General features: G+C 57.9%; 13 protein-coding genes. All 13 read right to left on the bottom strand.

What is annotated here, in order from left to right; genetic code table 11:
• Positions 1-41 precede the first annotated feature (41 nt).
• The 13 genes from G7K71_RS05690 to G7K71_RS19795 all read right to left on the bottom strand — a co-directional run bounded on the left by G7K71_RS05690 (position 42) and on the right by G7K71_RS19795 (position 14259).
• Positions 42-992 carry a glycine betaine ABC transporter substrate-binding protein gene (locus tag G7K71_RS05690; protein WP_166344126.1) on the bottom strand — a complete coding sequence of 317 codons (951 nt, stop codon included), beginning with the start codon at positions 990-992 and terminating at the stop codon, positions 42-44.
• Positions 993-1090: 98 nt separating this feature from the next.
• Positions 1091-1732 (bottom strand): ABC transporter permease, encoded by a 642-nt coding sequence (locus G7K71_RS05695; RefSeq protein ID WP_166344128.1) that lies wholly within the window; start codon positions 1730-1732, stop codon positions 1091-1093.
• The gene (locus G7K71_RS05700) at positions 1729-2850 is read right to left on the bottom strand and encodes a betaine/proline/choline family ABC transporter ATP-binding protein (protein WP_166344130.1); all 1122 of its coding nucleotides are present in this window, start codon (positions 2848-2850) and stop codon (positions 1729-1731) included. The genes G7K71_RS05695 and G7K71_RS05700 overlap by 4 nt, the downstream gene beginning before the upstream one ends.
• 59 nt (positions 2851-2909) lie before the next feature.
• A complete protein-coding gene (locus G7K71_RS05705; RefSeq protein WP_243174578.1) occupies positions 2910-3560 on the bottom strand; it encodes an ABC transporter permease in 651 nt (216 codons plus the stop codon).
• Between the two features lie 144 nt (positions 3561-3704).
• A complete protein-coding gene (locus G7K71_RS05710) occupies positions 3705-5735 on the bottom strand; it encodes a urocanate hydratase (protein ID WP_166344132.1) in 2031 nt (676 codons plus the stop codon).
• Positions 5736-5897: 162 nt separating this feature from the next.
• Positions 5898-7358 carry a sigma-54-dependent Fis family transcriptional regulator gene (locus G7K71_RS05715; RefSeq protein ID WP_166344148.1) on the bottom strand — a complete coding sequence of 487 codons (1461 nt, stop codon included), beginning with the start codon at positions 7356-7358 and terminating at the stop codon, positions 5898-5900.
• A gap of 106 nt (positions 7359-7464) precedes the next feature.
• A complete protein-coding gene (locus tag G7K71_RS05720) occupies positions 7465-8112 on the bottom strand; it encodes a cyclodeaminase/cyclohydrolase family protein (RefSeq protein WP_243174579.1) in 648 nt (215 codons plus the stop codon).
• A gap of 15 nt (positions 8113-8127) precedes the next feature.
• Positions 8128-9033, bottom strand: a complete 906-nt coding sequence (gene ftcD / locus G7K71_RS05725) for a glutamate formimidoyltransferase (protein WP_166344150.1) — start codon at positions 9031-9033, stop codon at positions 8128-8130.
• Between the two features lie 4 nt (positions 9034-9037).
• Positions 9038-10309 (bottom strand): imidazolonepropionase, encoded by a 1272-nt coding sequence (gene hutI / locus G7K71_RS05730; protein ID WP_166344152.1) that lies wholly within the window; start codon positions 10307-10309, stop codon positions 9038-9040.
• A 36-nt stretch (positions 10310-10345) separates the two neighbouring features.
• A complete protein-coding gene (gene hutH / locus G7K71_RS05735; protein ID WP_166344154.1) occupies positions 10346-11893 on the bottom strand; it encodes a histidine ammonia-lyase in 1548 nt (515 codons plus the stop codon).
• A gap of 720 nt (positions 11894-12613) precedes the next feature.
• Positions 12614-13420, bottom strand: a complete 807-nt coding sequence (locus tag G7K71_RS05740; protein WP_166344156.1) for a methyltetrahydrofolate cobalamin methyltransferase — start codon at positions 13418-13420, stop codon at positions 12614-12616.
• 128 nt (positions 13421-13548) lie between these two features.
• A complete protein-coding gene (locus G7K71_RS05745) occupies positions 13549-13986 on the bottom strand; it encodes a HutP family protein (protein ID WP_166344158.1) in 438 nt (145 codons plus the stop codon).
• A 147-nt stretch (positions 13987-14133) separates the two neighbouring features.
• Entirely contained in the window at positions 14134-14259 is a 126-nt protein-coding gene (locus tag G7K71_RS19795; RefSeq protein WP_279286275.1) for a hypothetical protein, read from the bottom strand.

The following is a 14259-nucleotide window of genomic DNA, read 5'->3' on the forward strand; positions in this document are numbered from 1 at the left end:
CAGGCGAAAGGACCACCTGCCCAGCCCCGGCTTGCCGTCAGTTAACTGATCAAGCCGCTTTTCTTGAGGAACTCCCTGGATACTTCATCCACGCTCTTCTTGTCCACGTCCACCTGCTTGTTCAATTCCATGATGGTTTCGTCGTCAAGCAGCGAGCTCAGCTTTTTCATCTGTTCGGGAAGTTGGGGATAGGCGTCGATGATCTCTTTCCGGAAGACCGGCGCGGCATTGTAAACCGGAAAGGCCTTCTTGTCGTCTTCCAGCATCACCAGGCCGTATGCCTTGACCCGGGCATCCGTGGTGAAGGCAAGCCCAGCCTCGGCCTGCTTTGACTTTAACGCTTCATATCCAACGTTAAGCGCGGCGTTGATGAGGTATTTTTTAGGATATTTGAAGTCGTATACTTTCTCGAAGTGCGCCAGGCCGTCAGGCCGTTCGTTGTACTCCTGGGTGCTCACGAACCTGATGGGCTCGCCCTTCTTGATCTGCTCGATCAGGTCGGAAGTTTTCTTCAGGTTGTACTTTTCGGCGATGTCCTTTCTCACCATGATCCCGTAGGTATCGTTGAGCGGGGCGTAGTCCAGCCAGATCAGGCCGTTTTTCTCATCCCACTCTTTGACCAGCCTGTAGCATTCTTCCTCGTCAAAGCTCGGCTCGTGTTTCATCACGTTGATCAGCACTGTTCCCGTGTATTCCCAGTAACCGCTGATCTGCCCGGACTCCAGGGCGGGCCTGATCACGGCCAGCTCGCCGAGGCCGACCTTGTTTTCCACCGGATAGCCCAGGTGCTGCAGGTACTGGTAGGTCATGGTGCCCAGCAACAGTGCCTCGGTAAAGGTCTTGGAACCGATCACGATGGTCGGCTTATTTTGGCCAGCGGAAGTCTTGGCATCCTTGTTGTCGCCGGATTGGCCGCCCGAACACCCGAATATGCTCACCATCAGGGCGAGCACAAGCACTGCCGCAAGACCATACTTGAAAAATCTCTTCATAACAAATTTCTCCTTTCCTTAAATTTTTCCACCTCCGCAACTAAACACGCCATTAATGCATCTGCTGCACCATCCCCTCCTTTCCCAAAGCTTAGTTATTAAGCCCCGTACCCTGGTGGAGTGATCCTGTGCTCCAGGTAACCAAGGGCCCGGTCGAGAAAAATGGCCAGCAAAGCTCCCAGGCCGGCGCCCACGATCAGGAATTCGGACCAGAACATGTTCAACCCGGTCACGATCAGGTCGCCCAGGCCGCCTCCCCCGATGTAGGCGGCGAGGGTGCCCACGCTGACTATATACACCGTGGACGTCCGGATCCCCGCCAGGATGACCGGCATGGCCAGGGGGAGCTCCACTTCCAGGAGGATTTTTTTCTGCGGCATGCCCATGCCCAGCGCCGCTTCTTTGACATCGGGATTCACTCCGGCCAGGCCGGCAATGGTGTTCCTGGCGATGGGCAAAAGCCCCTGAACGACCAGGGCGACGATGGTGGGTTTCAAGCCCATGCCGAGAACGGGCATGGCCAGGGCCACGATGGCCAGGCCGGGGACGGTCTGCAGCAGGTTCAGGATGTTCAGCACGACGACCCCCAATTTCCTGTACTTCGGCCTGGTCAGGATAATGCCGGTGGGAACGGAAATGGCCACCGCCAGGGTTACCGCGATCACCACCATCAGGATATGGACGGCCAGGGCTTCCGGGGCTCTGTGGAAAAGGGCATCCTGAAAACGCAGCCAGTTCATTGCTCGCCCTCTTTTCTGCTGATATACTGCCTGATATCGCCCAGGGTAACCACCCCCACCGGTACTTCCCGGTCCAGGACGCCGAGGTATTCCGTGTCCAGTTCCAGCATCAGCGACAGGGCATCCCGCAGGAGGGTCATCCCCTGAACAAAAGCCTCTTTGTTGCTCAAGGCCAGCTGCTTCAGCATTTCGGGAGCCACGGACCCGTTATTGGCGATGGTTTGTGCCGTCACAAAACCGGCCGGCTTGCCCGCGGCGTCCAGTACAAAACAGGCATCAGCGCCCTGATCCTTCATTTTTTGCGCCGCGCCGGGCAATTCGTTTTCGGAGACGGTACAAACCCGGCGCCTTACCAGTTGCTCCACCCTGAAGAGGCTCAGCATCTTCACAGCCCTGTCGTACCCGATGAAATCGCGGACAAAATCGTTGGCGGGCCTGGTCAGGATCTCCTGCGGGGTGCCGTACTGAACCAGTTCCCCCCGGTTAAAGATGGCGATCTTATCCCCCATCTTGATGGCTTCATTAATATCGTGGGTGACAAAACAAATTGTCTTCTTCAATTCCCTTTGCAGCCGCAAAAACTCGTCCTGCAGGTAATTTCTGACGATGGGGTCCACGGCGCCAAAAGGCTCGTCCATCAACATGATCGGGGGATCCGCCGCCATGGCCCGGGCCACTCCCACCCTTTGCATCTGGCCCCCGCTGAGCTGGGAAGGAAACTTGTTTCTGGTCGTTTCCGGGTCCAGCCCCACCAGTTCCAGCAGTTCGTCCACCCGCTTCTTGATTTTTTCCCTGGGCCAGCCGTACAGTCGCGGCACTATGGCAATATTTTCCGCCACCGTCCGGTGAGGCAAAAGCCCGATCTGCTGGATGACATACCCTATGCCCATCCTCAGCTTGTCCGGGTTGCTTTCCCTGATGTCCTTGTTGTCGATTAAAATTGTCCCGGAGGTTGGCTCGATCAGCCGGTTGATCATGCGCAGGGTGGTACTTTTCCCGCAACCCGAGGGTCCGACAAAAACGCACGTTTCTCCCTTGAGGATCTTGAGCGAAAGTTTGTTCACCGCCGGAACCGTCTGTCCCTTGTAAATTTTCGTGACTTCCCTTAACTCGATCACCTTGCCTCCCCCTTCAGATAAAGCCCAACACAGGCAACCACTGTTCCTTAATTACTTGCTTAACCACGGCGGACGCGCAGACCCCGGGGCACCATTTTCTTTTCCAGGCCGCCGAGAACGGTGTCCAGAACAATGGCAATACCGGCGATCAAAAGCGCCCCCACCACGATCATCTCGATGTTGAACCTGGTGAGACCCTCGGCAATCAGCCGGCCCAGGTTCCTCTCGCCGATATAAGTGGCCACCGCCGCAATACCGGTGGTCATAACGACGGTTACCCTGAATCCGGCAAAGATCACCGGCGTGGCCAGCGGGAGCCGGATCTCCCACAGAATCCTCCAGGAATTCATCCCCATGCCTCTGGCGGCCTCGATTACGCTCGGGTCCACGGACTTAACCCCCTGATAGACGTTCCTCACCAGCGGCATCATGGCATATAACACCAGCGCGATCAGGGCGGACCGCCTTCCCAAACCCAGGAAGGGGATGGTCACCATCACCGCAAACAGGGATAAGCTGGGCACGCAGAAAATGGTGTTTGCTATGCCCAGGACCCGGTTGGCCCACTTCTCGTCCCTGGTGATCAGAACGCCCACCGGGACCCATAAAAGCAGCGAGATGACCACGGCCCAGAGGACAAGGGTTAAGTGGTTGTGGCCGTACTCCATGAGCAATTGCGTATTTTTTTGCACAAATCTGATATACTCCAAGAACCCACCCCCTTTGAGCAATCCGCAAGATACTGTCGCATAACTACCCGGGACGGCGGTCGTCACCCGTCGTTCCGTGCTACCAAACACTGGAGTGAACGAGCACAGTACCGCATCCAACCGGGCTCACTGAATATTACGAAACTACTTTAAATTAAAGGTCTTTGCCACCAGTTCATCAAGGAACTTATCATCGGCCAGATATGGTAGGGTGATATGTCCCGCCCCCTGGTATTGTTTATTAAATTCGATGCTGGTTTCCAGGGAATGCTCGTTTCTCGCCCAGGAACGCCTGGCCACGCCGCCCATCACATCCCACAGCAGGGCCGATTTGATAATTTCGTCAACCCTTTCGCTTCCATCGAGGACCAGGCCGAAGCCACCGTTGATGGCCTTGCCGATGCCCACACCCCCGCCGTTGTGCAGGGCCACCAGGCTCATCCCCCTGGCCGCGTTTCCGGCAAAGCACTGGACGGCCATATCGGCCATGATATTGCTGCCGTCCTTGATGTTGGCGGTTTCTCTGAAGGGGGAGTCGGTTCCGCTTACATCGTGGTGGTCCCTGCCCAGCATTACGGGCCCGATCTCGCCTCTGCGAATCATTTCATTGAACTTGAGGGCGATCTTCACCCGCCCCTCGGCATCCTGGTAGAGGATCCTGGCCTTGGAGCCAACCACCAGGTTGTTCTTCTCCGCGTCCCGGATCCAGACGTAATTATCCCGGTCCTGGGGCCGGCGGTTGGGGTCGATGCACTCCATGGCCGCGCGGTCGGTCTTCACCAGGTCCTCGTGCTTACCGCTCAGGCAAACCCACCTGAAAGGGCCATATCCGTAATCAAAGAGCATGGGTCCCATAATGTCTTCCACGTAAGAAGGCCAGATAAAGCCGTCCTTCTCATCCACACCGTTTCTGGCGATCTCCTTGACGCCGGCGTCAAACACCGCCTTCATGAAGGAATTGCCGTAATCAAAGAAATAAGTACCCCTTTCCACCAGGATTTTAATCAGCTCGTAGTGGCGCCTCAGACTCCTGTCCACCAGAACCTTGAATCTCTCCCTGTCGGTAGCTAAAAGCCTCGTCCTCTCTTCAAAGGTCACACCCTGGGGGCAATACCCTCCGTCGTAAACGGCGTGGCAGGAGGTTTGGTCGGAGAGGAGGTCGACGGGGATGTTGTGCTTGACGATGTACTCCAGGAGGTCCACCACGTTGCCGTGATAGGCGATGGACAGCGGTTCCCTCCGGGACAGGGATTCCCTGGCCATCCGGAAGACCTCGTCCAGGTCGGAAGACACCCTGCTGACCCAGCCCTGGTCGTAGCGCGTCTTGATCCGGGAGTAGTCCACCTCGGCGATGATGCCCACACCCCGGGCTATCTCCACCGCCTTGGCCTGGGCTCCGCTCATCCCGCCAAGGCCCGAAGATACAAATAAACGCCCGCTCAAATCCCCGTCGTGGGGGATCCCGAGTTTCAACCTCCCGGCATTCAACAGGGTATTGTAGGTGCCGTGAACGATCCCCTGCGGCCCGATGTACATCCAGCCGCCCGCCGTCATCTGGCCGTAGTTGGCCACACCCATTTCCTCGGCAATCTCCCAATCATGGGGGTTGTCGAACATACCGACCATCAGGGCGTTGGTAATAATTACCCTGGGCGCATCGGGTTTCGACGGGAACAATCCCAGGGGGTGACCCGATTGTACCACCAGGGTCTGGCGGTCGGTCATGACCTCAAGATACTTTTTGATCAACCTGTACTGCAGCCAGTTCTGGCAGACCCTCCCTGTTTCCCCGTACGTAACCAGTTCATAGGGATAGAGGGCAACCTCGAAGTCCAGGTTGTTGTCAATCATCAACTGGAACGCCTTGCCTTCAAGGCAATTCCCCTTATACTCGTCGATGGGCCTGGCATAGATCCTTCCCGGCGGCCTGAAGCGGTAGGCGTAGATCCTGCCCCGGGTCAGCAGTTCGTTTAAGAATTCCGGCGCCAGCTTCTCGTGGAGTTCTTCCGGCACGTAGCGCAGCGCGTTCTTCAGGGCGATCTTGGTTTGGGCAGGGGTGAGCCGGAAACCCCTGCTGGGAGCCCTTCTGATACCCTCCACAAATTCCGGCATTTCCGGCAGTTCGTTGTCCAGCTTTATGGTCATCGCTGCCGCTATTTCCCTGTTGCTGATCATTTCTCTTTCCTCCCCTTCGCAGCTCCGGTGTTACACTGTTTCAGCACCACACGCATGAAGCTGCACATTTTTTATGCACCCCGCCCCGCTCCGGGCCTGGCTTTAAGCCGCAAATAATCCTGGTGTGCAAAACTTTTGTGCGCCTGGCGGGCGTCCGGAACTTCATTCCAGCGAGCCGGCCTCCACCTTTATTCCCAGCCTGCGCATGCGGTACTGCAGGTTCTGCCTTAAAATGCCCAGGGACCTGGCCGCCCTGGTAATGTTTCCCTGGTTTTTTCTCAAAACATCCTTGATGACCTGCCTTTCCACATCCTCCAGGATCTGGTGGAGATGGCTGCCTGCCTGGCCGGAGTTAAAATTGAACGTATGTTTGCATCTGGAAAATTTCGGCCTGACGCAGGAGGGCAGGTGGTTGAACGTAATCAGGCTTTCGCCGGGATCGAGCATAGCCAGGCAGCTTTCGATGATGTGCTCCAGCTCGCGGACATTCCCCGGCCACTGGTAACGCAGAAACGCTTCTTTCAACTCCGGCTCCAGCTGAACCCGGCCCTGGCCGTAAATCTTGCCGTACCTGTTGATAAAGTGGGAGATGAGCGCTTCGATGTCCTCCGGCCTCTCGCGCAAGGGAGGGATATAGATGGTGAAAACGGCAAACCGGTAATACAGGTCTTCCCTTAAGGTGCCCCTCCTGATGCATTCCCACGGGTCCATATTCGTGGAGGTGATAATCCGGCAGTTTACCGGGATCTCTTTCTGGCCTCCCACCCGGCGAAAGGTTCTCTCCTGCAGCACCCTGAGCAGCTTGGCCTGCAGCGGAGGGCTCATGGAATTGATTTCGTCGAGAAACAGGGTCCCCCGGCCGGCCTGCTCGATCAGCCCCGCGCTGTCCACGGCGCCGGTAAAGGCCCCCTTGACGGTGCCGAAGAGAAGGCTCTCCAGCAGCGTATCCGGGATTGCCGCGCAGTTGATCCCTACAAAGGGTTGGTCCTGCCGGGAACTGGCATTGTGAATGCTCTGCACAAAAACCTCCTTGCCAGTGCCCGTCTCACCGTACACCAGCACGGAGCAATCCGCCTTGGCCACCTTTTCCGCCTGGCGCACCAAGTTTTCCATGGTTTGGCTTGCGTAGACCAGATCTTCAAAGGTATACCGCGTCCCGTTGCCTTTGAAGTTTTTGGTTCTGTTCCCGGTCCGCAAATGTTTCTGGAGCCGGATACTTTCGCTCAGGAGGTCTTTTAACCTGGTGATATCACGGCAGACGGAGAAAGCGCCAATGACCTGATCATCCTTGTAGATGGGGTAAGTGCTGGCGACCAGGCTGATTTCCCGTCCTTCGCCGGTAAAATACTGCTTGGGCTGCTCTTGAACGGGCTTTCCCGTCCTGACAACCGTCATGTGTTCGCTCTTTTCCGGTATCACCCGGTAAACCTCGGTCAGATAGCGGCCGACCACCTCGCTGCTCTTCAGCCCCTCCATCTTTTCAAGGGCGCGATTGTAGTAAATAATCCTGCCATCCACATCAGTAATGATGATGCCTTCAGAAACCGCGTCCAGGGCGCTTTCCAGCATGGCCAGCAGGGCTTCTACGCCGGTCTTATTTGTTTTTGGCGGCCTTTCCCGCATCTGTCGATACTCCTTTCCAAGCTGCCTAAGCAAGTTTATTCGATAGAGATCGACAGATTACCTGCCGGTTTTTCGCACGGGTGCATAATGCTTTTGCAGGAAGCATTTACCAATCAACTGGATAGGACAGTTTGGAATTTACAAGCACCCGGACTTCAGCAAGCACTTGTGCGGCTTCGTCCATCAGTCCCTTCATTTCGGCGGAAACCTTTTTTTTGAACTCCGTGTCCTTGATACCGCCGAGGTTAGTGGCGACATTGAACAAGGCACCGACCAACCCGCTGTAAGCCATGAGGGAGGCAACCCCGGCGTCGCTCAAGGCGTTGGGGTTGCCGGAGGCCACCGCTTCCCGGCAGTGGTGCAGAACCTTCAGGCACTCCCCGGCCACCTTCAAGGGATGCAGGGCCGCGGCCTGCAGGGCCTGCTGGATGGCCAAAGAGCGCTCTTCTTTTTCCCGGCCGGTTTGTTTGGGCATCCGGTAGGCCTCCATTACGCGGTTGAAGGCCCGGGCGTCCTCGTCCACGGCAGCCCCCAGGTTTTCCATCAACTTCGCCGCCTCATCCAGGATAAGCCGCATCTTCTGCTCCCGTTCCGCCGCCTCCGCACCCGCCGGCGCAGTGCTCAGGTTGGCCACCATGGACACCAGGGCCGCACCCAGCGCCCCCGCCAGGGCGGCAACGCTGCCGCCCCCGGGAGCGGGAGAGGCCGACGCCACTTCCTCGAGAAAATCCTTGAGAGTCATCCCCGTCAGCAACGTTCCATGCACTCCTTACTCAGAAAGGTCCAGGAGGCGTTTTTCCAGCACCTGCTCCGGCTGGAAGCCTTCCAACCGGAGGTAGAAAGCCGCCGCGTCCAGGAGCGCCTCCATGGGCACCAGGCCCACAATCTCGCTTCCCACGATGTTCACCCCGTAGCGGCCGGCCTCGCTGCGCACCGTTTCAAATACCCGGTGCAGGGGAACCTCCCGGTAGTTGCACACATTGATCGTCACCTGGGCGATCCCGCGGTCTTCCAGCATCACCCCCAGGGCCTTGATGCTCGGATACGCCCCGCTGCTGCCGCGGATGGCTTTGGCAATCTCCCTGGCAATCCTCACGTCGCTCGTCCCCAGATTGATGTTATAGGCGATCAGGGGCGGGCGCGCCCCCACCGCGGTGGCCCCTGCGGTGGGGTGCAGGCAGGCCGGCCCGAAATCGGGGGCCCTCTCCGGCCGGGTTATGGCCTCCTTCAAGCCCTCGTACTGTCCCTCGCGCACCTTGGAAAGGTTTTTGCGCTCGGGTCGGGTGGCTGCCTCTTCGTAGAGATAAACAGGGATCCCCAGCTTCTCTCCTATCTCCCGGCCCAGCTCTCTGGCCAGATCAACGCATTCCTCCATGGTGACGCCGGCGATGGGAATGAAGGGGATTACGTCGGTTGCCCCAATGCGGGGGTGTTCCCCGTGGTGCTCCTCCATGTTGATCAGCTCGGCAGCCCTGGCGGCGGCCAGGAAAGCGGCTTTCTTCACCTGCCCGGGCTCCCCGATAAAAGTAACGACCGTCCGGTTATGGCTGGCGTCGGAGGAGGAGTCAAGAAACCTGATTCCCTCCACCCCCCTGATGGCCTCCAGAATCTGCTCCACCACCTCCGGGCGGCGGCCTTCGCTGAAATTGGGCACACACTCCACCAGTTTCCTCACGGCTTCATCCTCCTACCACGATTCTTCCCGATTTCACCACGGTCTGGACCAGGTTGGTGCCGAACCGGTACATGAGGTAACGGTATGTGGGGGCGTCGAAGATCACCAGGTCCGCCTTTTTTCCCGGCTCCAGGCTTCCCACTTCGGCGGCGCGGCCGATGGCGTGGGCCGCATTGATGGTTACCGCGGTGATCACTTCGGCGGGTTTCATTTTCAACTGGCGGCAGGCAATCCCCATGACTATTTGCAGCGAGTTTACCGGGGAACTCCCCGGGTTGAAGTCGCTGGCCAGGGCGACGGCCACCCCCTGTTCGATCATCTCCCGGGCCGGGGCGTACTTACTGCCCATCAGGCAGAAGGTGGTTGCGGGCAGGAGCACGGCTACCGTGCGTGATCCGGAAAGCCGCCGGATCCCCTCCTCCGATACCTGCACCAGGTGATCGGCCGAGGTCGCCCCCAGTTCTGCGGCCAGTTCCGCCCCTCCCAGGGAAACGATCTCATCGGCGTGCAATTTAAGCTTCAACCCCAGGTCGCGGGCTCTGGCCAGGATCCGGCGGGTCTGCTCGACGGAAAAAACGCCCTCCTCGCAAAAAACATCGCAAAACTCGGCCAGCCCCTCCCGGGCCACGGCGGGAAGCATCTCGTCCACCACCAGGTCCACGTAACCCTCGGGGTCATCCTTATATTCGGGGGGTATGGCGTGAGCCCCCAGAAAAGTGGGCACCAGGTCGACGGGCTGGCGCTGCGCCAGTTCCCGGATGACTTCCAGCGTTTTTACTTCGTCCGCCAGGGTGAGGCCGTAACCGCTTTTGGCTTCGGCGGTGGTCGTTCCCTGGACCAGCATCTGGCCCAGGTATTTGAGCCCGGTGGCGATCAACTCCTCGCGGCCAGCCGCCCTGGTGGCGCGCACCGTATCCAGGATCCCCCCTCCCCGGGCGAGGATCTCCAGGTAGCCCACACCCCCGATCTTCATTTCCAGCTCGTATTCCCTGGAACCGGCGAAAACGACGTGGGTGTGGGGATCAACCAGGCCGGGCAGCACCACTTTGCCCGCCGCGTCGATGACCGTGGTATTTTCATCAACCTTCACCCGGTCCATAACCTCGGCAGTCTTCCCCACCGCCAGGATCCGCCCGTCCTTCACGGCCACGGCGCCGTCCTGAATCAGGCCGATCTCCGCCATTTCGCGGCCGCGCCTGGGGCGTGCGGAGCCCCCGGCAACCGTTACCAGCTCCCCGGCATTCCGTACCAGCAGGTCGATCCTTTCCCTGGTCATGTCAGGCACATCCTTTCCAGACCGTTCTGCACTGCTTTAGATCAGCGGACCGGTTTCCTGCTCCACCCTCTCGGTGATCAGGCCGCTCAACAACAGGTCGCGAACCCTGTGCAGGTCCCGGTAGAGGATTCTATCCCCGTGCCAGTGCGGCACCACTTCCCTGATCAGGCGGTGGACGATCCGGCTCCCCGCCCCCAGGGTATGGGAGACGAAATCCAGCGCCTGGGAGGCGGCCAGCATTTCCGCAGCCACGATCCAGGAAACATTTTCAACCACGGACCTCGCCTTGAGGGCTGCGATGGACCCCATGCTCACGTGGTCTTCCTGGTTGGCCGAAGTGGGGATGGAATCAACGCTGGCCGGGTGCGAAAGGACCTTATTTTCCGAAGCCAGGGCGGCGGCGACGTACTGCAGGATCATCATCCCCGAGTTTAAACCGCCATGCTGCGTTAAAAAGGGTGGCAAATCACCGTTGAGGGCCGGGTTGACCAGCCTTTCCAGACGCCTTTCGGAAATACCCCCCAGCTCGGAGACGGCCAGGGCCAGGTAGTCCAGCGCCAGCGCCAGGGGCTGCCCGTGGAAGTTGCCCCCGCTGATGACACAGCCTGAATCGGGAAAGATGAGCGGGTTGTCGGTGGCCGAATTAATTTCCGTTTCCAGGACGCCCCTGACGTAATTGATGGCGTCAAGGGACGCCCCGTGCACCTGGGGGATGCACCTGAGGGTGTACGCGTCCTGTACCCTTTTGTGTTTTGTCCTGGTGAGCAATTCGCTGCCCTCTAAAAGTTTCCGCATGGCCAGGGCGCAGCTCCTTTGTCCAGCGTGCGGCCTGACGTCATGGATTCGCGGATCGTAAGCGCTCGGGATTCCCTCCAGGGCCTCGAAGGTCATGGCCGCAGCAATGGATGCCGCCTTGACCAGTTCCAGGGCGTCGGCCACCGCCAGGCAACCCAGGGCGCTCATGTACTGCGTTCCGTTGATCAGGGCCAGGCCTTCCTTTGCCGCGAGGCTGACCGGTCTTAGCTTAGCCATTTTGAAAGCCTCTTCCGACGGCATGACCTGCCCCAGGTATTCCACTTCCCCCAGGCCGATCATCGCCAGAGCAATATGCGCCAGGGGAACCAGGTCGCCGCTGGCCCCCACCGAACCCTTGCACGGCACCACCGGGTGGATGCCCTTGTTCAACATGTCCAGCAAAAGCTGAACAACCTCCATCCGTACACCCGAGTAACCCTTGGTCAGGGAGTTGGCCCTGAGGATCATCATCGCCCTGACCGCATCCCGGGGTAGGGGGTCTCCCACCCCCCCGGCATGGCTCATAATGATGTTTTTTTGCAGGGCATTGCAGTCCTCCCGGGATACGGTCACCTCGCTAAACTTCCCGAACCCGGTGGTAACACCGTAGACGGTTAACCCCTCGGAGATAATTTTTTCAACGATTTTCCTGGATTTAAGGAGATTGGCTTTTCCGGCCACACCCAGGCTGACCGGCATGTTTTTCCGGGCCACTGATAAAACCTGATCCAGGGTCAGGCTGTTCCCGTCGATGAATAAGGAATTAAGGGCGGCTTTTGTCTCAATCATGACTGTTCCTCCTGTCGCTATCTCTGGGAAAATAAAAGGGAGCAGAGCGCGACTCATGATCGCCTCTACTCCCTGATCAACTAACGCCTGTGAGTAGAATTGGCAACAAACTCTTAACTATTCACGCAGCGGTTTTGGGTCAATTGAAAATTTAACACTCTTGCGGATTATTTTGCCACTGTAGCAACCACAACTTGCTAAGTATGGCTGCCTGTTCCTAAAATCCCATCCTGAACACAGGTTTTCGTTATTGCGGTTATTATTTGCCTCACGCTGAAGGACCTGTCACAGGTGACGGTGGGGGATACGCCGGCACCTGAAATGTTTTATATTTTTCTCAATATTTTTATATAGAATAGCATAAAATCAAGCTCACCGCAAGATGTCTTTTTACTGAGTTATCCCCACTTTCCAACTACCCTGTTTTGGCTCCCGCTCGCTCCAGTGAGCCTCGCGGGCCAAACTAGTGCTCGGCTCAAAGCTCCGGCAGGCTTCCCGGCAAATTCGGCATCCTGCCTCAGTTGCCGGCCTCGGGCATCCATGCCCTCGGGCCTGCCTTCGCTTTTCGCCTCGCTAAGTTTGGCTGGCCGCTCGGCTCAAGTCGCTCGCTACCGAGCCAAAACAGGGGCTTAAAAAAACTGGGGATACTTCAGGTCTTTTTAGCCTTTTTAGAACTATGATTCATATAGTGGCCTGGTGCCGGTCGGGCGGCAGCGCCACTCAATCTTTCTGGTATAAACCGCTGCGGTGAGCTTTCAGGTACTCAGAACAATAGGGGTCTTTGCCCAACAGCGCCTGGGATGCATAGTAAAAGCCCATCAGGGTCCTGTCCAGCGGGTCCAGGATGTAGGCGTCCATACCCGCAGTCATGGTCTGGATCAGGAATACCTGGTTCAACACCGGCCTGTTCGGCAGGCCGTAACTGATGTTGCTGAGGCCGCAGATGGTATGCACCGCGGGATACTCTCTCCTGATGAATTGCAGGGTCTCGAGTACTTCCACGCCTGCGCTGTCGCCGGTGCTCACAGGCTTGACCAGCGGATCGATGTAGATATCGTCTTCGGGAACCCCCGCCTGCACCAAGCCGGCAACCAGTTTCCTGACAATAGCAATGCGCTGTTCGGCTGTATCAGGCATGCCGCTGTCATCCATCAACAGGGCGACCACTTTGGCCTTATATTTAAGCACCAGGGGCAGAACGCTGTTGTATCGCTCCGCTTCCGCGCTAATGGAATTGACCATCGGCTGGGCCCTTTCCGCCGCCAGCTCCAGCCCCACCTCCAGAGCCTTGGGGTTGGGGCTATCAATGCACAGGGGCAAATCGACGGCCTCCTTGACCAGGTTGACCAGCCAGGCCATGATTTCCGGCTCGTTGCGCACCAGGGTCCCGCAGTTGACGTCTATGTAATGTGCTCCGGCCTCGGCCTGTTTTCTGGCTATTTCTTTGATGTATTCAGCGTCTTTGTTTTCCACCGCCTGCTTTATGGGTTTGCGGCTGGTGTTGATCAGCTCGCCCACAATAAGCACCTGACATCCTCCCTTCTGAATTTCTGGGCCGGGATATGCTTAAGAATATCCCCCAATCCCCCTCGCATCTATGTTTACACTGTCGCACAACCGCCCGGATGGCGGTCGTCCTTTGAGGAGGGCCTTACCTAAAGATGGTTTATTCCCAACCCGATAACCTCGTGTTCAAATCCCTTTCTGGGCGCCCCGATGGTGCCGTACAGCGCGACCGCAAGCCATTCGTCGCCGTTGCCCTCAGCCGGGAGCGCCCGGGGACCCCTGACTACTGCAAAATTAAGACCAACGGTACGCAGTATTTGACCCAGTTCCAGCTGGCCGCGGCAGACCCCGTAAAAAGCCTCGATGATAGCGTGGTAGAGGGAATGGACGTGCCTGTACCCGTCTTCCAGGAGCTCTTCCCGCTGCACGGCCGTTTCCACCGCAGCCACTATCTTTTCCGCCGTCATGGAGCCCACCTTACCCACAACGGCCCGGTACCCCGACCTGACGACCCCGGCGAGTAGAGACGGAAGCTCTTCCTTATCCGCTACGGCCAGCTTAATGGCCACCCTTCCGATGGTTTGCATCCTCCCACCCCCGGCCATGCATAATATAGCGCCTGAAAGTTTGACCCCTCACGCTTTTAATTTGCGGTGCAAAATTCATGCCAACTCCTGTATTTCATGTCCGGACGGAGTACATACAAGGGTCCCCTCCCTGTTTTATATGGTGCTTCATGTTTCAGTTTGAGCAATTTTTCCGGCGTTATCTTCAGTTATAGCGCCGGTAAGGTGGGCATCTATGGCCACCGCCACCACATCATGCTCCCCCGCACAGCTCACTATTTCAAACAAGGACAT

The organism is Desulfofundulus sp. TPOSR (assembly GCF_011393055.1).
GTDB classification, from domain to species: domain Bacteria; phylum Bacillota; class Desulfotomaculia; order Desulfotomaculales; family Desulfovirgulaceae; genus Desulfofundulus; species Desulfofundulus kuznetsovii.

Excerpts from the sequence above, each read along its gene's own strand:
- G7K71_RS05710 (WP_166344132.1), bottom strand. The coding sequence starts at position 5,735 with ATGATCAGCAACAGGGAAATAGCGGCAGCGATGACCATAAAGCTGGAC.
- hutI (WP_166344152.1), bottom strand. The coding sequence starts at position 10,309 with ATGACCAGGGAAAGGATCGACCTGCTGGTACGGAATGCCGGGGAGCTG.
- G7K71_RS05690 (WP_166344126.1), bottom strand. The coding sequence starts at position 992 with ATGAAGAGATTTTTCAAGTATGGTCTTGCGGCAGTGCTTGTGCTCGCC.
- hutH (WP_166344154.1), bottom strand. The coding sequence starts at position 11,893 with ATGATTGAGACAAAAGCCGCCCTTAATTCCTTATTCATCGACGGGAAC.
- G7K71_RS05715 (WP_166344148.1), bottom strand. The coding sequence starts at position 7,358 with ATGCGGGAAAGGCCGCCAAAAACAAATAAGACCGGCGTAGAAGCCCTG.
- G7K71_RS05695 (WP_166344128.1), bottom strand. The coding sequence starts at position 1,732 with ATGAACTGGCTGCGTTTTCAGGATGCCCTTTTCCACAGAGCCCCGGAA.
- G7K71_RS19795 (WP_279286275.1), bottom strand. The coding sequence starts at position 14,259 with ATGTCCTTGTTTGAAATAGTGAGCTGTGCGGGGGAGCATGATGTGGTG.
- G7K71_RS05745 (WP_166344158.1), bottom strand. The coding sequence starts at position 13,986 with ATGCAAACCATCGGAAGGGTGGCCATTAAGCTGGCCGTAGCGGATAAG.